This window comes from Texcoconibacillus texcoconensis (assembly GCF_014202575.1).
Lineage (GTDB): Bacteria > Bacillota > Bacilli > Bacillales > Salisediminibacteriaceae > Texcoconibacillus > Texcoconibacillus texcoconensis.
Genome location: NZ_JACHHB010000022.1, coordinates 1 through 18,693 on the forward strand (window position 1 = coordinate 1; position 18,693 = coordinate 18,693).

An 18,693-nucleotide genomic window follows, 5' to 3' on the forward strand; every position below is an offset into this window, starting at 1 on the left:
ACATCACTCAACTTATTGAACCGCCGTATACGAGATCCGTACGTACGGTGGTGTGAGAGGACGGAGGGGCGAACCCTCCTCCTACTCGATTGTTTGTTATAATGACCACTTTTCGTCTGGGACGAGAACGATATTCCCTTCATGTTCTCGACCTTCTAATGCTTGGTGCGCAGTTGCAGCTTCTAAAAAGGGATAAGTTTTAGCTACATGTGCGAGAATTTTTCGCTTTTGTTGCAAGTGCGTAATTTCTTCTCCTGCTTTTCGGTATTCATTATATGGTGCAGAAAGAACGAGGACACCAAGTAATGCCGCGTTTTTTTGGTTTAATTTTCGCCATGGGAGTTGAGGTGTATTATCTTTGGGAGACCCGACACTAACGATACGTCCAGCAGTTCGGATCACATCGAGATTTTGTTCAATATTTTCACTTAACGACATATCAATAATGACGTCAACACCGTGATGGTTTGTAAGTTTATTCGTTTCTTTTACAACATCTTTCTCTTTATATAAGATGACTTCGTCGGCACCAGCTTCCTTAGCTAACTGCGCTTTCTTTCGATCACCAGCCGTTGCGATTACCGTTGCCTGTGCATACTTGGCTAACTGAATCGCAGCATGACCAACAGCACCTGAACCGCCATAAATCAATACCGTTTCTTTCGGTTGTAGGCGTGCTCGGTAAAATAATGATAAGTGTGCTGTTAGAAAAGGCATGGCAATTGCAGCTCCGTCAACACATGATATATGCTCGGGTAATGGGAACAATAATGCCGGATCCACACTTACGTATTCACATGCTGTACCGTCTTTAATATTTGATCCCCAAACTTTGTCTCCTTTTTTAAATGTTCGAACTTCTTTTCCAACTTCGACGATTGTGCCTGCAACATCGAAATGAGGGATTTTAGGAAAAGATGAAACAGGACGAACACCAGAACGGAAATATGTATCAACAGGATTAGCACTACTGGCACCGACTTCAATGATAACTTCATGATCAGAAGGGGTAGGCTTTTTAAATGTCCCTGTTTTTAAGACTTCAGGGTTTCCATATTGTTCGTAATAAACCGCTTTCATATTAGAACACCTCCTTATACAATACGTTACCGCTAAATCTATTTCCCGTAAAGGATTGATTTGAATCTTTCTTTTTATAGACATTTTTTAAAAATAAAAATGAACTGACTCTTTTTGAGTCAGTCCATCATTTCAGTTTGAATGTTCATTTACTCAAAATGAACTCGACTTCCATGTGTGTCATCTGCTTCGTGATGATGGAAACTGTCGCGATTCATCATTTCTTGCATAATTTCTTTTTGCATCGTGACACCTTCTGCATTTAGATAAGGTAACATTTGCTGAAGCATGTGTTGAGCATTTGCTAATTCTTTTTCAGTCCAGTCCGTTTTTTTCGTCATAGAAAGTTCAGTCATATCCCGTCCGACATACATCGCACGCTTACCTCCCTTAAGACGACATATCTTACATACAGTTGGTCGTCATTCATATCTTTCCTCGAGTTATGTTGCCGTATTCGCTATAATGATTGAAGGACAAAGAATGATGAGATTTAAAGGAGGAAGTTTTAATGTCAATATATACAAGACCTGTGGCATTAGTAACAGGTGGTAGTCGCGGAATTGGAAAGGAAATTGCTGTTCATTTAGCAAAAGAAGGTTATGATATTGCGCTAAATTTTGCAAGAAGTCGTGAGCAGGCAGAAACGACAGCCGAAGAAATTCGTACATATGGTGCGGAAGTATTAACGATAAAAGCAAATGTAGCCAAAAAAGAAAAAGTGGTTGAGATGTTTCAAATGATTGATGAACATTTTGGGCGCCTAGATGTTTTAATCAATAATGCCGCTTCTGGTGTGTTAAAACCAGCTATGGAATTAGAGGAGTCACATTGGGATTGGACGATGAATGTTAACAGTAAGGCGATGTTATTTTGTGCTCAAGAAGCAGCAAAACGAATGAGAGAGGTAGGGAAAGGATCGATTGTAAGCTTAAGCTCTCTAGGTTCCATTCGGTATTTAGACAACTACACGACGGTCGGAGTATCCAAAGCTGCAGTAGAAGCTCTTACACGTTATTTAGCGGTAGAATTAGCAGCAGAAAACATTCGTGTTAATGCCGTATCTGGTGGTGCGATTGATACAGATGCGCTCAAACATTTCCCGAATCGTGAAGAATTATTGCAAGAAGCAGCCAATAAAACGCCAGCAGGGCGCATGGTTGAAAAAGAAGATCTCGCAAATGCCGTTTCTTTTCTTGTCTCTGACCAAGCGAAAATGATCTGTGGTCAAACGATCATCGTGGATGGTGGAATTTCGCTGTTGACCTAATGTTTTTTAAAAAAATCACCAAAACGATTTACTGAATTTCGGATAAAACATCACCTCCTGGTTACATTAATTGTTGTGGAGGTGAAGGAAAATGAACAACAATCAACAACAAAACCAACAGCAAGCAAAACAGCAACAGCAACAAGCTGGGCAACAACAAGCAGGTCAACAGCAGCAAAATCAACAAACTGAATTTGCTGCAGAGGCTGATGCACAGCAAGCTGCTCAACAGGCACAACAGGCTGCACAAAAGGCGCAGCAGTCTGCACAACGCCGCCAGCAGCAACAGCAGCAAAACCAACAAACTGAATTTGCTGCAGAAGCTGATGCACAGCAAGCTGCTCAACAAGCACAGCAAGCTTCTCAAAAAGCACAGCAATCTGCACAACGTAGTCAACAACAGCAACAACAAGCTGGTCAACAAAACAACCAGCAGCAGTAATGACGTGGGCGGTTGCGAGTGCTAGTGTCACCACCCCTTTCCGTTTAACGGTTAGGGGTTTTCACTACTTATTTTCACCAAGATTTTGATTGAATAAGGATAAAACCTTGTTCAATGGTTACATTAATGGTTATGGAGGTGATACACATGGCTAAACAACAACAAAACCAACAGCAAAATGCTGCACAAAATGCTGCTCAAACTAACGCGCAACAAGTGAAGCAGCAAAACGCGCAATCTGCACAAGGACAAGGTCAACAAACTGAATTCGCTAGTGAAACAGATGCGCAACACGTACGTCAGCAGAACCAACAATCTGCTCAACGTAAACAGCAAGCTTCTTCTAACGGACAACAACAACAGTAATTGTTCTTGCACACGTAAGTTTACCCCTGGCCAATAGCAGGCTAGGGGTATTTTGTTTTGGAAGATTTCACTTCTTCGCGTATCCACATTTAAAAATATCGTAAGAAATAGTATAATAAAAGTGGAAACAAATGTTTTGAAAATAATACTGGGGTGAGGGGGAAATCTCATGCTTTTTGGTAAGCGTCGAAAAGCGAAAGAGAAAGCGGAAGATCACGTTGTTGATGTGTCTCTTTCTGAAGTTCGATCTGCTGTAAACACGTATGCTGATTCTTTACAACCAGGTATTTCATTACGGTCACTCGTTAATGAAAAAGGCGAAATCGATGGGAAACGTTTAGCACCAATTTTAGGTGGTGTTCCGGCAAGACCTTTTTATATGTCAAAAGAAACGTTTGAAATATTTGAAGATCCTAAATATGTTGAGTGGATTGATGATGTCCAAGTCGCTTGCGATCAGTACCTCAAAGCACATGGTGAGTATCCTATTATGAATAATAAGGATAGGGAAATCAGTTATCATAAGCTTCGCCATTTTTTAAAAGAGCAGCCAGATATCCCCCTGTACTTACACCCCAAAGATAAAATGATTACTCATCGACACCCATCAGATTATTGAAATAGGAACAAGAAAGGAGTAAATGATGAGCTTCCCTAAACGAGGAGAGAATATTGAAATTCATAGCTATAAACATAACGGTCTTATTCATCGAATTTGGGAAGAGACGGTCATCTTAAAAGGGACATCAAATGTCGTTATTGGGGGAAATGATCGTATTATTGTTGAGGAAGCAGACGGTCGAAAGTGGCGTACGCGTGAACCAGCGATCTGTTATTTTGATGCAGACCGCTGGTTCAACTCGATTGGGATGATACGACAAGATGGGATTTATTACTATTGTAATCTTGGAACTCCATTTACATATGATGGTGAAGCTTTGAAGTATATTGATTACGATTTAGATATTAAAGTTTATCCTGATATGACTTATCGCTTATTAGATGAAGATGAATTTGAAGAACATAAACGAAAGATGAATTATCCACCGGAATTAGAACCGATTTTAGAACGTGAAGTTGAATTATTGATCTCGTGGATTAATCAAGGGAAAGGTCCTTTTGAGCCTGGTTTTGTGGAATATTGGTACGAACGCTTTTTGCAATACCGTTAATATACAATTAGGAAAATGTCCTCTCGAATTGAGCTAGCTGTTTCAAGAATGGTTGGAGTATGCGAAAAGGTCGGTGAACTGGACTGGATAGTATTAAAAGGTATTTTCAATTTGTTAGACCGTATTGGAAGCACATTATTTTTACCGTTATTATTGGCATGGTGAAGTTTGGTATTCCATTAATTATTCCCCTAATCATGCGTTATGTGATTGATGATATTATTGGTGCGCAAGACTTAACCTCGACAGAACAGATGAACCACTTATTGTGGTTAATGGGTATTATTTTTGGTGTATTTTTACTCTTACGTCCACCAATTGAATATTACCGTCAATATTTTGCGCAGTGGACCGGAAATAAAATCCTTTATGACATAAGGGAGCAATTGTTCAACCATTTACAAAAATTAAGTTTAAAATTTTATTCGAACCGTCAATCGGGTGAGATTATTTCACGTGTGATTCATGATGTGGAACAAACGAAAAACTTTGTGATTACAGGTATGATGAATATTTGGCTCGATTTATTTACGATTGTGATCGCTATTGTGATCATGTTTACGATGGATGTCTGGTTAACGCTCATATCTATTTCTCTATTACCTCTCTATGTATTAGCTGTAAAGTACTTTTATAGTAAACTTCGACATCTCACCCGTGTCAGATCACAGGCTTTAGCGGATGTTCAAGGTCACTTACATGAACGATTAAATGGTATGACAGTGATTCGAAGCTTTGCATTAGAAGATCATGAGCAAACGCAATTTGATCGTCGAAATGAAAACTTTTTATCAAAAGCTGTTGATCACACAAGGTGGAATGCGAAAACATTTGCTGTTGTGAATACGATTACTGACCTAGCGCCAATTCTCGTCATCGGTGTAGCGGGTGCGATGGTCATTCAAACTAATTTAACGGTTGGAACGCTCGTTGCGTTTGTCGCATATATGGATCGTTTGTATAATCCGTTACGACGTCTCGTGAACTCATCTACGATGCTGACACAATCAATTGCTTCGATGGATAGAGTGTTTGAATTACTCGATGAAGAATATGAGATTACTGAACGAGATGGTGCCATTGAAATGAAAAATCCTAAAGGGGATATTTCATTTCAACATGTCACCTTTGCGTATAATGACGACGATGTGATTTGTGATATGAACTTTGACGTAAAAAGTGGAGAGACAGTTGCCATTGTTGGTATGAGTGGTGGAGGAAAAAGTACGATCATGAGTTTAATTCCTCGTTTTTATGATGTCACAGAAGGAAGAATTTTGATTGATGGTCGTGACCTACGTGATTATCGAATCCGTTCATTACGTGACCACATAGGTATGGTTTTACAAGACAACATTATGTTTAGTGATTCAATCCACTTTAATATTCGTATGGGGCGACCAGATGCAACGGATGAAGAAGTGATTGAAGCGGCGAAGAAAGCAAATGCTCATTCTTTTATTACTGAGTTACCCGATGGCTATAATACGAATATTGGAGAAAGAGGCGTCAAATTATCTGGAGGACAAAAACAGCGAATTGCCATTGCACGCGTGTTTTTGAAAAGTCCTAGGATGCTTATTTTTGATGAAGCAACGTCTTCACTAGATTTGGAAAGTGAGTATTATATTCAACAGGCGCTCGAACAATTGGCAAAAGATCGAACGACCTTTATCGTTGCTCATAGATTATCCACGGTTACCCATGCAGATCGGATTTTTGTTGTTGAAGAAGGAAAACTTGTGGAAACTGGAACACATGAGGAATTAATGAGCCGTCGAGGCGTTTACCACAACTTATTTAAAGTTCAACAACTTGATTAGTTCAAAAAAGCTGTCCTGTAAGTGAGTATTCACTTGCAGAACAGCTTTTTTTCCGAGGTTTAATCCATCCTGTCATCTTCTAGTTCGACTTCATTTTCTGTCGTATGATAAGTGAAAAAACCACCGACGAGTCGGTCAAGGTGCTCTAACTCTTCGTTATATTCAATGATCAAGGCGATAACTGGGAAGACATGAACCCATTCACTTCTAGTTGCCATTTGATCATCGTAATAGTTCAAGAAGACATCGGCTAATTGTTGCTTATCTTCATTGACGTCTTCGTATAATTCTTCAGACTCTTGCCGTACTTTTCCAGCGTACTTGAGTAAAATTCGATCATGAAAGTTCGTTAAATCATCAAGCTGTTGTTGGAGTAAATCCTGTAAGGAATCAGGTAATTGCTGTAAACTGTTTTCATGTTTACTAAGTGTTTCTAAAATATCCATCGCTTTTTTAGATGTACGAATCATTTGTCTAAATAAGACGACTTTCCGCATTTTAGAATAAGCATTTTTTTTAACATAATTTCTTTCATCTCGATACAACAAAAATAAGTTATCCATTTTCACGATTGATTCGTTCAGCTTGGAAATATCTTGGTTTAACGTTTGGTAATCAGCTTCATGACGCGTTAAAAGACGGATCCACTGAACAATATAATCATTGGCGTTGACAATTTTATTATAAAGTTGTGTTTCGTGTTTTGGCGGAAGAAACAGCATGTTCACGCCAAAGGATGAAAGAACACCAATCATGATGAGTGAAAAGCGTTCAAGTGCAAATGCTAAGAAGGCGTCAGACGGACTCATCATGATAATGATGGAGGTCACGACAGCTAATGGTATAATGTCTTCTTTGTTTAAACGTAAATTAATTCCGATGACTAATATAACAACCACACCGACGACAAATGGTTCTTGACCAAATAACAGAACAAAAGTGATCGCTAAAATCGCGCTAATCACATTCGCTTGTATGTGGTTGAAAATTGTTTCGACACTTTTATAGATCGATGGCTGAACAGCGAAAGTAGCGGCAATCGCTGCATATGTTGGTGGGTTTAAACCGAGCCACATAGCAATATACAAGGCGATGGTAATCGCAACACCGGTTTTTAAGATTCTTGCCCCGAGTTTCATTATCTGTTCGATTTCCTTTCTTCAAACACTTTCGTTATTATACAGGTTAGGGTAAGGGTGAAACGCTTATTTTATTTAATCATTTAAAGGAAAAGTAATGGATGTTCACCTCTTATATTATTTATTTTTTGGCTGTGACGTACTATACAATGAAAAGACTGATAGATCAAGGAGTCACAAAAATTATCTAAAAATAAAGATCCCCCCTTTCTCTACTATACATGAAAAAGGGGGGAGAGTGAAAAGTTATTCTGTTGAGACAGAAGGATCTGCCTGTTGCTTAACAGGTGTTACTTGTAAGAAATGTTCTTCTGGGTCTTGTAATAGTTGTTCAATCTTTTCGGCTTCTTCATGTTGTTGTTGGTTACGCAGTTGATCATGATATGTCGATAAAAGTTCCTGGACATCGTCGATTCCTTGATTCGTTAACGAAGTCAGTTCTACATTGGCCCCTTTAGCAATTCGATTATGGAGTGCTTCCCTCGTTAATCCGAATTCAGGTTGATGACGTAAATAAACAACACCACCGGTCATACCAGCGCAAATCCATGGACCCGGGTCACCAAGTACAATGCCGCGGCCATTTGTCATGTATTCGAAGGCGAAACCTTTTAAGTTGGCATGAACGCCTAAATTTGTGCGTCTGTGATGATCGATCGGTTCTGTGATTTGAGCACCGAATATCATGTCTGCACCAGATAAGCGGATCCCTGCTCGTGCGTCAGCATTTCCTTGGATAATGAATGTACCGCTTTGAGCACCGTATCCGACACCTTTACCTACAGATCCATTATAGAAGCGTCCATTTTTGCCTTCAGATTTAAAAATGTGAAAGGCACCACCGAATGCCGTTTTTCCAACACCATCTTGGGCCCCGCCGTCAATGGAGATTCGTACACCGTCACCATTGTAGGCGCCTAAACCATTTCCGAGGATCGATCCATTTTTAAATGAAAGATTGATATCAGGCAATTGGCGATACGATCCATCAAGTTTCCCACGTACACGGTGACAGGAAACACGACTTGCAAGGTTACGTTGTTCAGCAGTGACTGAATCGTATTCACGGGATTGCGTTAACTCCTCTATATTTCCATCTAAATACTCTGCGCCAACTGCAACAGCTAGTTGTTCTTCTGCCTCTACAGTTTCTTCATGAGCGATGTGTGCAATTTCTTGCTCTGGTAAAGTTTCAAAAAGTGGTTGTAAATGAAGCATATCTTCACCAGCTGTTTGTTCAAGGAGATCTGATCGTCCGACAAGGTCTTGAGTTCGCTTGAAACCAAGCGATGCTGTAAGTGCCTGAAGTTCTTCTCCAAACGCAGTGAACATTGTTTTTAACCCTTGAACAGCTAAATCAAATTGTCTAGGAACAAAACGGCGTAATCCATGTTCATGAGCTTGTGCTTCAGATTCGATTTGCGTTGCAATTCCAACGTGACACGTATCTAAATGGCAACCCCGGCAAGCTGTACAACCAACAGCGATCATTGATAATGTCCCAAAACCAATTCGGTTCGCACCGAGCAGCATAAGCTTTAAAGCGTCTGCGGCACTTTTCACACCGCCATCTGCCCAAATTTCAACATTTTGTCGAAGGCCAGCTTCTAATAATGCATGGTGAACGGATTTGACACCGATTTCTGCAGGTAAACCGACATGTTGAAGTGCATGAACGCGTGCAGCCCCTGTACCACCATCAAAGCCGCTGAGCGTAATGTAGTCAGCCCCTGCTTTAGCAATACCAACAGCGATTGTACCGATATTTGGAACGATCGGAACTTTAACCGTTACTTTTGCTTGATCATTAGCCGTTTTTAATTCAGAGATCATCTGCGCCAAATCTTCGATCGAATAAATATCATGATTGTTCGATGGCGAAATTAAATCAGAGCCTGTTGTGGCATTTCTTGCTTCAGCGACTTTTTCAGTTACCTTTGACCCTGGTAAATGACCACCTTCACCAGGCTTGGCGCCTTGCCCAATTTTAATTTCTAGTAAATTTGATGAATTGATCAATTCTACGTTGACCCCGAAGCGCCCGGAAGCAATTTGTTGCCCACGCGTATTCGGGTACTTGCCGAGCATATCTTTAATTTCGCCGCCTTCACCGTTAAAGCTAATCATATTCAACTGATCAGCAGCTTCTGCATAAGCACGAAATGCAACTTCATTTTGTGAACCGAAAGACATTGAACTAATCATAAATGGTAAGTCATGTTTGCTTACGCTAACATCGACACTTTTAGGTTCAAGTTTAGGTGATTGTGTTTGTTTAAAGTCTGTAAGGTGACGAATACTGATTGGGTTTTTTGCTTCTTGTTCTTCGAGTTTTTCTCTGAACTTATCATAACTGATCTCGCCAGAAGCGACATCACCAAGTACTTTCCACACGCGTGGAAAGATGTGGAATGTCTTACCTGGACGAACTTTTTCTTTCTGCCATTCTTTTACCCGTTCATAACTATCTTCCTCAAGTTTTTTCAGACTATATTGAACATTCTCTCCTCCAAGGAAATTAACGATGTTTAGGCACTCAGCAATGTCATCGTTTAAGCCGATTGCTGAAAATAAGCGTCCGTATCCTCGTAATTCATGGATCCCAATTGTAGATATGATTTTTTCAAGTCCTTTATTTAATGCATCGTATAGCTTTTGCGCAGGTTCTGGGTCTTCTTCAACAACGGTTGCGAACATTAAGTAAGGGTTGATCATATTTGCCCCTAAACCAAAAGCAACAGCGATGTCATGTAGTGATCGAATACTTCCTGATCGTAAAGCGATGGAACATAGACGGCGCAATTGTTTTTGTGTCAATGCTTGATCGATCGTTGACGTTGCCAAGTGTGGGTCGATCCAGAGGTGATCTTCATCGACGTTGGCGTTTTGATCATCAAGAACGATGAGATGGGCGCCATTGTTTATCGCTTCTGTCGCTTCTTCGATAAGTCGGTCTAAGGCTTCTTGAAGTGATTCATCGGACGAGAACGTTAAAGATAACGTACATAATTCCCCTGTTTGCCCAAACCTTTGTAAAATCCCGTCGTATGACGGCTGAGGACTGACCTTTGCAATTTCTTTACCTGCCCAACCTTCGATCACCAGTGGTGACTCTAATTGTAATACTGTCTTAATTGGTTGATCAGAAAATAAAGATGGTCTCTGGCCGATAATGACGCGCGTAGAAAAGTGTTCGGTTTCGCGATCACGATCAATCGCCGGATTGGTTACGACGGCGACACTTTCTTTAATAAAATCAGATACGTTGACTCTTCCAGGGTGCAGGGGAGCCAGCGGTGCATCATGTCCGAGTGAACGGATGGGTTCGACGCCCTTATCAGCCATTTGTTCAATCAATTGGACATGTTCACGGTCCCACCCAAATGCTGCGTATTGGTTGTTTGACACTTTAGGAAGAATTCGTGCCGTTGTTTCATTCGTTTTAATATTGGTATCTAGTCGTTTACGGCTATCTGAAATAGGGAGTTTATGAGAAAGTCGTTTGTAAACTTCTTCTTGAAAGGAATCGTGCCATAATACGTTCATATCCCCGTTGTTATCTCGTTTCAATCCAACCTTCTCACCAGGAGCTAAAGGTTTTGGTTCAGCAAAATAAGTGTCATTTGTCAGGATCCCCTGTTCGGACGAAAAGATAAAACTTGTGTCCGTTTCGAGCATCCAAACTGGACGTAAACCAAGTGAATCCACACTAAATGCAACTTCATCACCGTATCGAGTAATGATACCTGCTGGACCTTGGGCAAAATGGCCCCAAGCCTCTCGGATGTAAGTGAACAGGTCTTGCAAGTGTTTTGGATATGACTTGATTTCATTGACGATCGGCGGGAACAGTATTTCCAAAGCTTCGAATAGGCCGAAGCCGTGTTCTGATATGAACGTATCGACGATTCGGTTGAGGTCTTGTGAATCACTTCCTCCTTCGTCAAGTTGAACGCCAATCATTTGAGCTTCATCACGGAGTTTGGAAATTGTATTGATTTCTCCGTTATGACCTAGGATGCTAAATGGCTGTACGCGAAAGAAATTAGAAAGTGTATTCGTGGAATAACGGTTGTGACCAAGTGTGATCGTTGATTCAACAATTGGGCTTGCTAAATCTTTATAGTATTTTGGTAAAACATCTCCTGCACCAAGTACTTTATAAACAACATTGTGTGGACTGAGTGAACAAACGTGAATGTAACCAGTCTGCTCTAACGTTAGCATTTGTTGGAATAATACTTTTGTTAGAGTTTCACCCGCTTCAGCGTGTTGTAGTGCAACTTGATAAAATAAAGGTTCTTTTTCTCTACCTTGAGCACCAAGTGCATGAGAGACGGTAACATGATCGTTTCGGTAAACAATGGTCCCTCCATTGTTTATTAATGTTTCATCAATGGTTTTTTTTGCTTTTTCGATGTCTTCTGAACGATCAATGAAAAAATGACCGACAACAAAGGAATCTTCGTTAACGAGGTTCGGATTTTCACCGACCGAGGTTAACTTTTCTTGCCAAAGCTTTTTTGGGATGTCTAAGTGAACTCCGACACCATCGCCTTCTTCATTGATAAATCCAGCGCGGTGGTTCATCGTAATAAGGGCTTCAATCGTTTGATCGATGTTTTTTTTGGTGGGATTGTTGCTCTTTTCTACAAATGCAACAACCCCACAACTGTCGTGTTCCATTCGGTTCGCATTTTTAAAGGTGCTTGGATCCCAAGTTTGTAAATCTTCTTTAGTCAAAATGACCGCCACCTCCTAAGGGAATGATAAGCTGACAAATTGCGAATTTAGCTAATTGTCAGAATTTTTACCAATAATAGCATGGTAAAAAAAGAAAATCAATTATTTATACAATAAAATGGATGATGACAAAGGTTTGATGAAAAAATGCAACCGTTTACAAATGCGTTGAAACCACGCGTGTTAACGTTTACATAAAAAGTCAAAAAAATAGCCGTTTTATTTTAGGGAACGGCTATGTATAAAGGTGGATAATTATTCACTTTTCATTTTGCTAAATGTTTGTTTGACAGCCTTTAAAGTTTCTTCGATATCTTTTTCGGTATGTTCTGTCGTTAAAAACCAAGCTTCATATTTTGATGGGGCAAGGTGTATACCTTGTTCTAACATTGAACGGAAAAATTGCGCGAACATATCTCCGTCACTGTTTTCGGCATCGTGATAATTTTCTACTTTGTCAACATTAAAGTAGACTGTTAATGCACCACGAAGGCGGTTTGTATGAACAGGAATATCATATTCATTTGCTAAATCGTTGATTCCATCTTCGAGCATTTTTCCGAGGTGGTCTAAATGATCATAGGTCCCTTCTTGCTGTAAGATTTCGAGGCAAGCGATCCCTGCGCGTATTGAAGCGGGATTACCGGCCATTGTCCCTGCTTGATATGCAGGACCTAGTGGAGCAACTTGTTCCATAATGGCTTGTTTACCACCGTATGCGCCGATAGGCAATCCGCCGCCGATGATTTTTCCGAGAGCGGTCATGTCTGGTTCGACACCTACTAAATTTTGTGCACCACCATACATAAAGCGAAAAGCAGTAATTACTTCGTCATAAATAACAAGTGACCCATTTGCGTGGGAGAGTTCATTGACTTTTTCTAAAAAGCCAGGTGATGGTTCGACGATGCCGAAGTTTCCAACAATCGGCTCAACTAAAACAGCGGCAATATCATCTCCCCATGTATCTAGTGCTTGAGCCAAGGATTGAGGATCGTTAAACGGTACGGTAATGACTTCGCTGGCTATGTTTTGTGTGACACCAGCTGAGTCAGGATTTCCGAGTGTTGATGGCCCACTACCAGCAGCTACAAGGACGAGGTCCGAGTGACCATGGTAACAACCGGCAAATTTAATGACTTTATTTCGATTTGTGTAAGCACGAGCGACTCGGATCGTTGTCATGACTGCTTCCGTTCCGGAATTGACAAAGCGAACTTTTTCTAAAGAAGGAATCGCATCTTGTAGCATCTTGGCAAATTGGTTTTCATATTTTGTCGGTGTTCCGTATAATACGCCGTCCCTGGCAGCGCCTTCGATGGCTTTCGTAATGTGTGGATGGGCATGTCCTGTGATGATTGGTCCATATGCGGCGAGATAATCAATGTATTCATTTCCATCCACATCCCAAAATCGTGAACCTTGTCCTTTTTCCATAAAAATAGGTGTGATGTCTCCAACGGCTTTAAATGACCGTGAAGGGCTGTTCACACCTCCGAGAATATGTGATTTCGCTTCTTCATATAGGGAAATTGATTCTTTCCATTCCATGACGTTCACCTCTAACTTTATGTATTCTTTTCCTATTGTAGCATGTTGAATCGAATTGCCAATGTAAAGCGCTCGAAGAACAATCTGTCGTAAAGGGGGACAGGCGTTCATATAGTAAATTGAGGTGATTGTGAGAATGGAGATATTTATGATTTTAATTGTCGTTTTTATTGCAACCATCGGTATTTTATCAAGCTTTTCATTATTAATGAAAAATCAACCTGAACAAGGAAGAAAAATATCAGTAAGAAATTTTATCGTTCTCATTCTCGTTTATTTAACAGTTATGACAGGGTTTGCTTCGGTTTATTTAACATTAGAACTTCATGGTTTTCCAGTTTTAAAGGAGGGGGGTCATAGAGTTTATGGATCATTTATTCATCTTATTGAAGATGTTATGTATTTTAGTGCTGTTACCTTATTAACAGTCGGCTATGGTGATATTACACCGCAAGGAATCGGCCGTTGGATCGCGATGATTCAATCTTTGATTGGTTACTTACTACCAGCAGCATTTGTCGTTTCAACGGTTATCTTTGTTGATGAACGCTCAAAATAGTTGTCGAAGCACCTTCTTTTCGATATCCTAATATATAGACGTTGTAATCAAAGGAGAGATTGAAATGGCAGTGAACGTAGGAGAAAAAGCCCCAGATTTTACATTGACATCCCAAGATGGAGAACAAGTTCAACTTTCAGATTACCGTGGAAAGTATGTCGTGCTTTATTTTTACCCGAAAGACATGACGCCAGGGTGTACAACACAAGCATGTGACTTTCGAGATCATCATGAAAGTTTCGCAGATCAAAATGCAGTGATTCTAGGTGTTAGTCCAGATCCAATAGAGCGACATCAAAAATTTATCGACAAACATGAATTACCATTCCATTTATTAGCTGACGAAGATCATAAAGTAGCGGAAGCTTATGATGTATGGAAGCTAAAAAAGAATTTCGGGAAAGAGTATATGGGCATCGAACGCTCGACATTTTTAATTGATCCTGAAGGGAACCTTGTAAATGAATGGCGTAAGGTACGTGTGAAGGGGCATGTGGAAGAAGCTTTAACGTATTTAAAAGAACAAGTAAACGGATAATCGATTAAATTTCTAATTTCAAAAAAACAAATAGGCCAAACATCTATACGCACACGAAAGGATAGACATATGTATATAGCATAGGTGAATGCATCCCTCTTCAAGTCGGTATATATATTTATAGTAAGTACGAGGTGAGGTCCCTCGTACTTTTTTTTGAGCTTTTCTTGAACGACATATAGCGTCGCATTCCCTGCTATAATCTGAGATTAGGAGGGAGAGGTTCACAACATCAAATTAGTCCCATGTTCGAACCATCGTGTGTTATGATAAAAAAGGTTTAGAACTCGTGCAGAAACGGAAGGAGACGGATAACGTGCAAATCGTAACAACTGCTAAAATTAGACGTGATTTACGCCAACATCTTAGTACAACTTATCCAAACATTGATTTCGATTTTAATGCAAGTATTGAAGAAGCGAATCAAGCCCTTCCAACAGCTGAGGTATTAATTACATATGGTGAAGACCTTAAAGATGAACACATTGAACGTGCGAAAAACCTCACTTGGATTATGGTGATTTCAGCCGGGATCGATCAACTTCCCGCCGAAGCGATCAAAGAACGAGGAATTATTGTCACAAATGTTCGAGGTATTCATGGAATTCCAATGGCCGAATATAGTATAGCAATGATGCTTCAAGTAGCTAGACAGACAAAGACATTAATCGAAAAAGAGAAAAAGCATGAGTGGGACCGACATGTGAAGATGACAGAACTTCATAATAAGACGCTAGGAGTACTAGGCGCAGGAGCAATCGGGAGTGAGATCGCTCGTTTAGGTAATGCATTCTCGATGAAAACGATTGGGATGAACCGAAGTGGACGTGATGTAAACGAGTTCGATCAAATCGTCGATTATGCCAACTTGGACACATTGCTGCAAGAGTCAGATTTTATTGTCTCTGTTTTACCACGTACGCCAGATACGGACGGTTTGTTAGATATGTCGGCATTTAAAAATATGAAAGAAAATGCAGTTTTCATTAATATTGGAAGAGGAAACGTTATCGTTGAAGATGATTTATTGTCAGCCCTTGATCAAGGAGAGTTTGCGCATGCGGTATTAGATGTTTTTGATGAAGAACCCCTTCCATATGACCATCCGTTTTGGACAAAACCAGAAATCACGGTAACACCGCACTTATCAGGAATTTCACCAGAATACCAGCCGCGAGCTATTGAGATATTTGAACATAATTTATCTGTATATCAGCGAGGTGAAGGTCAGTATCAAAACTTAGTTGATTTGAAAAAAGGATACTAAGAGGTGGCTATGATTGAAATTAGTCGTTTGCATCATTCACGATAATTATTCGAAGCTGGTAGAGGAAGTTCTAAATTTCAAAGGCTATCGCATGACTGAACTTGCGACTAGTGGAAATTTTTCGAGAATGGAAGACGACTTTTTTGTCGTTGATCATACAGGTAATGTAAATTCAAAAATGAAATAAAAACGTTTTGTAAAGAAGTAGAAACACAAAATAACCATCGTTTTGTTTGGTTTGTTAATGATTCCAGCATGGCGAGCTACTTTTCATTAGGGAAGAATAACGTATAAAAGGTTTATTTCCTTTTTGAGTCACACGAATGTAGGTGCTTAATTTTGGTATCCTATTCAATAGGGGCGTCGAGATTGACAAACAATCGAGAACTACCTTATACTGATTATAAAGTTTTTAAAGTAATAATGTTTATATGGAAGAGGTGTTAATTATGGAAAATCAGCGACTTAAAGAAGCAATTGACTCTTTAAAAAGCACGAAAGTTCGCATGACACCTCAACGCCATGCTATTTTGGAATATCTATTTAGTAATCGAACGCACCCAACAGCCGACGAAATTTACAAAGCCCTAGAAGGAAAGTTCCCAAACATGAGTGTGGCCACGGTATATAATAACTTGCGTGTTTTTAAAGAAGTAGGTTTAGTTAGAGAATTAACGTATGGCGACTCCTCTAGCCGATTTGATAGTGTCACAACAGATCATTATCACGTGATCTGTGAGCAATGTGAAAAAATTGTTGATTTCCACTATCCAGGATTAGATGAAGTTGAAGCATTAGCTGAGCATGTAACTAATTTTAAGGTGCATAAACATCGTATGGAAGTGTATGGTGTTTGTCCTGAGTGTCAGAAAAAGCAATAAATACGAAAAGAACTGGACTTTTGAAGTCCAGTTCTTTTAATGAAATCAATAATTAAATGGATGAATTCGCTCCCTTAACCTGTTTGTTCAGTTGAGAACGCGAGTTAAAGAGTCTTCGTTACTTTTTGTTATAATTTTCATCGAATGCTTCACCTTCTAGGTTCTTGTCAAGTGTTAATGCTTCATCGCAAAACATACAAGCATCCACGCGCCCTAAGACCTTCGTTTCTTTTCCGCACGTAGGACATATCACTTTTACAGATTTAGTAGATAGCATACCGATCCAAAAATAAACGATTGTACTACCGACGATACAAAGGAAGCCAATGATCATAAAAAGTGTCATAAACAATGGAGATGTTTGAAAAAACAAGCCTAAATACATAATGATAATTCCTACAAAAACAAGAATAAGAGCCAAGCTCCTTATTTTATTGATCTTATTTGAATATTTTAAGCTCATATGCGACCCCTCCTAAATGTGAAGTATATCATAGAAGGCAGTATGGCGTCTTATTATAGAAACGCTCATTTACGGAATTTTTATTGTAAGAAGGTATAGAAAAACAAACGTCGAAAATAGCTAGCGATGAATGAAGTAATGTATAGGAGGAGAAGGAATGGAGTCGATACTGCGGCAAATTTATCAGGATCGTACAAGTGATGCTGATACATTAGGAGTTATACTTGTGGAAAGGGGAGCGTCTTTAGATTCAACGACTGATTATTTCGATGCCGTATTGCTAATTCTTGTTTCAAATCAAAGGCCAAGTTGGGAAACGAAACATTATGTTTTTAATGGATATAAAGTGGCGCTTCATATGGTGAACTTAAAGCAAATTCGCGAATGGTTGATAAATAGTAGTCACCGACGAATTGTCGATTGGTTAATGAATGGGAAAGTTGTATTTGATCGTAATGAATTCATTAAAAACTATCGTAAGAAAATGATTGATTTTCCGATTAATGAGCGTAAAAAAAAGATGGGTGTGGAATTTACGAAGTTCATTCGAAGGTTTACAGATGGAAAAGCATTATTTCAAGAAAAACACTTCCTTGATGCTTATAACTACATCTTACATGCTTTGCACCACTTAGCAAGGCTTTCAGTTATTGAACACGGCCATTACCCGGAACTAACCGTTTGGCAACAAGTCAAACAGATTGAACCAAAGATTCATAAATTATATCAGGAACTTGTGGCAGGCGACGAATCTGTAGAAAAAAAGTTGGAATTATTGCTCATTGCAAACGAATTTGAGTTGACAGCAAAAACAAAATTAGGGAGTGCACATTTATTAGCTTTAATGGAAGAAAGCGATGAACCGTGGACGATCGAAGAGATTAAAAACAATATCGAAATTGACGAATACTCAATGGATGTTAGTATTCTCCTAGAGTATTTAGTTCAAAAAGGGTTTATTGATATTGTAAAAATGAAAACAAAAGGTGAAGAAGTTTATCATCGACTTTATCAAGCAAATAAAACGATTAAATAATCAGGTACTACTATGTCTAACTTCCTTCGCTTCATAAAGTGAGAGGGGGATGTGAATTGTTTTTAGTAAGCTAAACTTGTTTCATCTCACCCTCTCACTTTTAAAAGTCATTTCTTTTCAAAAAGTGTTGACTTATTTTTGGGGGAGTGTTAAATTATTAAATGTCGCTGAAACGACGCAGTAAACATTGAAGACAAATCAAAATAATAATTTCAAGAAGTTGTTGACACTTTGTTTACTTCAGTGTTACACTTATTAAGTCGCTGTCAGAGAGCGACTGAAACACTGACCTTTGAAAACTAAACAAAAAGCTAAGCGACCAGCGGGATCTTATTTAAGATTCTGTCAATGAAACAATGAAGA

The 18,693-nt window shown here is 39.4% G+C and carries 17 protein-coding genes; 11 read left to right on the forward strand and 6 right to left on the reverse strand.

Annotated elements, in window-relative coordinates:
- Positions 1 to 96: 96 nt before the first annotated feature.
- Both HNQ41_RS16065 and HNQ41_RS16070 read right to left on the reverse strand, forming a co-directional pair.
- Complete coding sequence (locus HNQ41_RS16065) at positions 97 to 1,080, reverse strand: NADPH:quinone reductase (protein ID WP_184665462.1); 984 nt, start codon at positions 1,078 to 1,080, stop codon at positions 97 to 99.
- 149 nt (positions 1,081 to 1,229) lie between these two features.
- Entirely contained in the window at positions 1,230 to 1,454 is a 225-nt protein-coding gene (locus tag HNQ41_RS16070; protein ID WP_184665463.1) for a hypothetical protein, read from the reverse strand.
- Between the two features lie 137 nt (positions 1,455 to 1,591).
- Here HNQ41_RS16070 and fabL point away from each other — a divergent pair, with 137 nt between their 5' ends.
- The 6 genes from fabL (at position 1,592) to HNQ41_RS16100 (ending at position 6,153) form a co-directional block, all read left to right on the forward strand.
- Positions 1,592 to 2,350 (forward strand): enoyl-[acyl-carrier-protein] reductase FabL, encoded by a 759-nt coding sequence (gene fabL, locus HNQ41_RS16075; protein WP_184665464.1) that lies wholly within the window; start codon positions 1,592 to 1,594, stop codon positions 2,348 to 2,350.
- Positions 2,351 to 2,441: 91 nt separating this feature from the next.
- Entirely contained in the window at positions 2,442 to 2,792 is a 351-nt protein-coding gene (locus HNQ41_RS16080; protein ID WP_184665465.1) for a hypothetical protein, read from the forward strand.
- A 147-nt stretch (positions 2,793 to 2,939) separates the two neighbouring features.
- Positions 2,940 to 3,158, forward strand: coding sequence for a gamma-type small acid-soluble spore protein (locus HNQ41_RS16085; RefSeq protein WP_184665466.1), 219 nt, complete (start codon positions 2,940 to 2,942; stop codon positions 3,156 to 3,158).
- 169 nt (positions 3,159 to 3,327) lie between these two features.
- Positions 3,328 to 3,777 (forward strand): DUF3939 domain-containing protein, encoded by a 450-nt coding sequence (locus tag HNQ41_RS16090; protein ID WP_184665467.1) that lies wholly within the window; start codon positions 3,328 to 3,330, stop codon positions 3,775 to 3,777.
- Positions 3,778 to 3,802: 25 nt separating this feature from the next.
- Entirely contained in the window at positions 3,803 to 4,330 is a 528-nt protein-coding gene (gene ntdP, locus HNQ41_RS16095) for a nucleoside tri-diphosphate phosphatase (protein WP_184665468.1), read from the forward strand.
- 83 nt (positions 4,331 to 4,413) lie between these two features.
- Positions 4,414 to 6,153 carry an ABC transporter ATP-binding protein gene (locus tag HNQ41_RS16100; protein ID WP_184665478.1) on the forward strand — a complete coding sequence of 580 codons (1,740 nt, stop codon included), beginning with the start codon at positions 4,414 to 4,416 and terminating at the stop codon, positions 6,151 to 6,153.
- Positions 6,154 to 6,212: 59 nt separating this feature from the next.
- Here HNQ41_RS16100 and HNQ41_RS16105 read toward each other — a convergent pair whose 3' ends face one another.
- The 3 genes from HNQ41_RS16105 to HNQ41_RS16115 form a co-directional block, all read right to left on the reverse strand.
- Entirely contained in the window at positions 6,213 to 7,292 is a 1,080-nt protein-coding gene (locus HNQ41_RS16105) for an FUSC family protein (protein ID WP_184665469.1), read from the reverse strand.
- A 246-nt stretch (positions 7,293 to 7,538) separates the two neighbouring features.
- The gene (locus HNQ41_RS16110; RefSeq protein WP_184665479.1) at positions 7,539 to 11,978 is read right to left on the reverse strand and encodes a glutamate synthase-related protein; all 4,440 of its coding nucleotides are present in this window, start codon (positions 11,976 to 11,978) and stop codon (positions 7,539 to 7,541) included.
- A gap of 312 nt (positions 11,979 to 12,290) precedes the next feature.
- Complete coding sequence (locus tag HNQ41_RS16115; protein ID WP_184665470.1) at positions 12,291 to 13,586, reverse strand: glutamate-1-semialdehyde 2,1-aminomutase; 1,296 nt, start codon at positions 13,584 to 13,586, stop codon at positions 12,291 to 12,293.
- Between the two features lie 136 nt (positions 13,587 to 13,722).
- Between HNQ41_RS16115 and HNQ41_RS16120 the strand changes: the two genes are divergently transcribed.
- The 4 genes from HNQ41_RS16120 (at position 13,723) to perR (ending at position 16,831) form a co-directional block, all read left to right on the forward strand.
- Positions 13,723 to 14,145: a potassium channel family protein gene (locus HNQ41_RS16120; RefSeq protein WP_184665471.1), complete on the forward strand. Its 423-nt coding sequence runs from the start codon at positions 13,723 to 13,725 to the stop codon at positions 14,143 to 14,145.
- Positions 14,146 to 14,209: 64 nt separating this feature from the next.
- The gene (bcp, locus tag HNQ41_RS16125; RefSeq protein WP_184665472.1) at positions 14,210 to 14,683 is read left to right on the forward strand and encodes a thioredoxin-dependent thiol peroxidase; all 474 of its coding nucleotides are present in this window, start codon (positions 14,210 to 14,212) and stop codon (positions 14,681 to 14,683) included.
- A gap of 316 nt (positions 14,684 to 14,999) precedes the next feature.
- Positions 15,000 to 15,950 carry an NAD(P)-dependent oxidoreductase gene (locus tag HNQ41_RS16130; RefSeq protein WP_184665473.1) on the forward strand — a complete coding sequence of 317 codons (951 nt, stop codon included), beginning with the start codon at positions 15,000 to 15,002 and terminating at the stop codon, positions 15,948 to 15,950.
- Between the two features lie 449 nt (positions 15,951 to 16,399).
- Entirely contained in the window at positions 16,400 to 16,831 is a 432-nt protein-coding gene (gene perR / locus HNQ41_RS16140; protein WP_184665475.1) for a peroxide-responsive transcriptional repressor PerR, read from the forward strand.
- Positions 16,832 to 16,949: 118 nt separating this feature from the next.
- Here perR and HNQ41_RS16145 read toward each other — a convergent pair whose 3' ends face one another.
- Entirely contained in the window at positions 16,950 to 17,294 is a 345-nt protein-coding gene (locus tag HNQ41_RS16145) for a YgzB family protein (protein WP_184665476.1), read from the reverse strand.
- Positions 17,295 to 17,451: 157 nt separating this feature from the next.
- Here HNQ41_RS16145 and HNQ41_RS16150 point away from each other — a divergent pair, with 157 nt between their 5' ends.
- Positions 17,452 to 18,330 carry a nucleotidyltransferase-like protein gene (locus HNQ41_RS16150; RefSeq protein ID WP_184665477.1) on the forward strand — a complete coding sequence of 293 codons (879 nt, stop codon included), beginning with the start codon at positions 17,452 to 17,454 and terminating at the stop codon, positions 18,328 to 18,330.
- Positions 18,331 to 18,693: the final 363 nt, after the last annotated feature.

Bases quoted from the DNA above. Each gene is read 5' to 3' on its own strand.
- HNQ41_RS16145 (WP_184665476.1), bottom strand. From the start codon at position 17,294: ATGAGCTTAAAATATTCAAATAAGATCAATAAAATAAGGAGCTTGGCT.
- HNQ41_RS16070 (WP_184665463.1), bottom strand. From the start codon at position 1,454: ATGTATGTCGGACGGGATATGACTGAACTTTCTATGACGAAAAAAACG.
- bcp (WP_184665472.1), top strand. From the start codon at position 14,210: ATGGCAGTGAACGTAGGAGAAAAAGCCCCAGATTTTACATTGACATCC.
- HNQ41_RS16105 (WP_184665469.1), bottom strand. From the start codon at position 7,292: ATGAAACTCGGGGCAAGAATCTTAAAAACCGGTGTTGCGATTACCATC.
- perR (WP_184665475.1), top strand. From the start codon at position 16,400: ATGGAAAATCAGCGACTTAAAGAAGCAATTGACTCTTTAAAAAGCACG.
- HNQ41_RS16120 (WP_184665471.1), top strand. From the start codon at position 13,723: ATGGAGATATTTATGATTTTAATTGTCGTTTTTATTGCAACCATCGGT.
- HNQ41_RS16150 (WP_184665477.1), top strand. From the start codon at position 17,452: ATGGAGTCGATACTGCGGCAAATTTATCAGGATCGTACAAGTGATGCT.
- HNQ41_RS16115 (WP_184665470.1), bottom strand. From the start codon at position 13,586: ATGGAATGGAAAGAATCAATTTCCCTATATGAAGAAGCGAAATCACAT.
- HNQ41_RS16080 (WP_184665465.1), top strand. From the start codon at position 2,442: ATGAACAACAATCAACAACAAAACCAACAGCAAGCAAAACAGCAACAG.
- fabL (WP_184665464.1), top strand. From the start codon at position 1,592: ATGTCAATATATACAAGACCTGTGGCATTAGTAACAGGTGGTAGTCGC.
- HNQ41_RS16090 (WP_184665467.1), top strand. From the start codon at position 3,328: ATGCTTTTTGGTAAGCGTCGAAAAGCGAAAGAGAAAGCGGAAGATCAC.
- HNQ41_RS16065 (WP_184665462.1), bottom strand. From the start codon at position 1,080: ATGAAAGCGGTTTATTACGAACAATATGGAAACCCTGAAGTCTTAAAA.
- HNQ41_RS16110 (WP_184665479.1), bottom strand. From the start codon at position 11,978: ATGGAACACGACAGTTGTGGGGTTGTTGCATTTGTAGAAAAGAGCAAC.
- ntdP (WP_184665468.1), top strand. From the start codon at position 3,803: ATGAGCTTCCCTAAACGAGGAGAGAATATTGAAATTCATAGCTATAAA.
- HNQ41_RS16085 (WP_184665466.1), top strand. From the start codon at position 2,940: ATGGCTAAACAACAACAAAACCAACAGCAAAATGCTGCACAAAATGCT.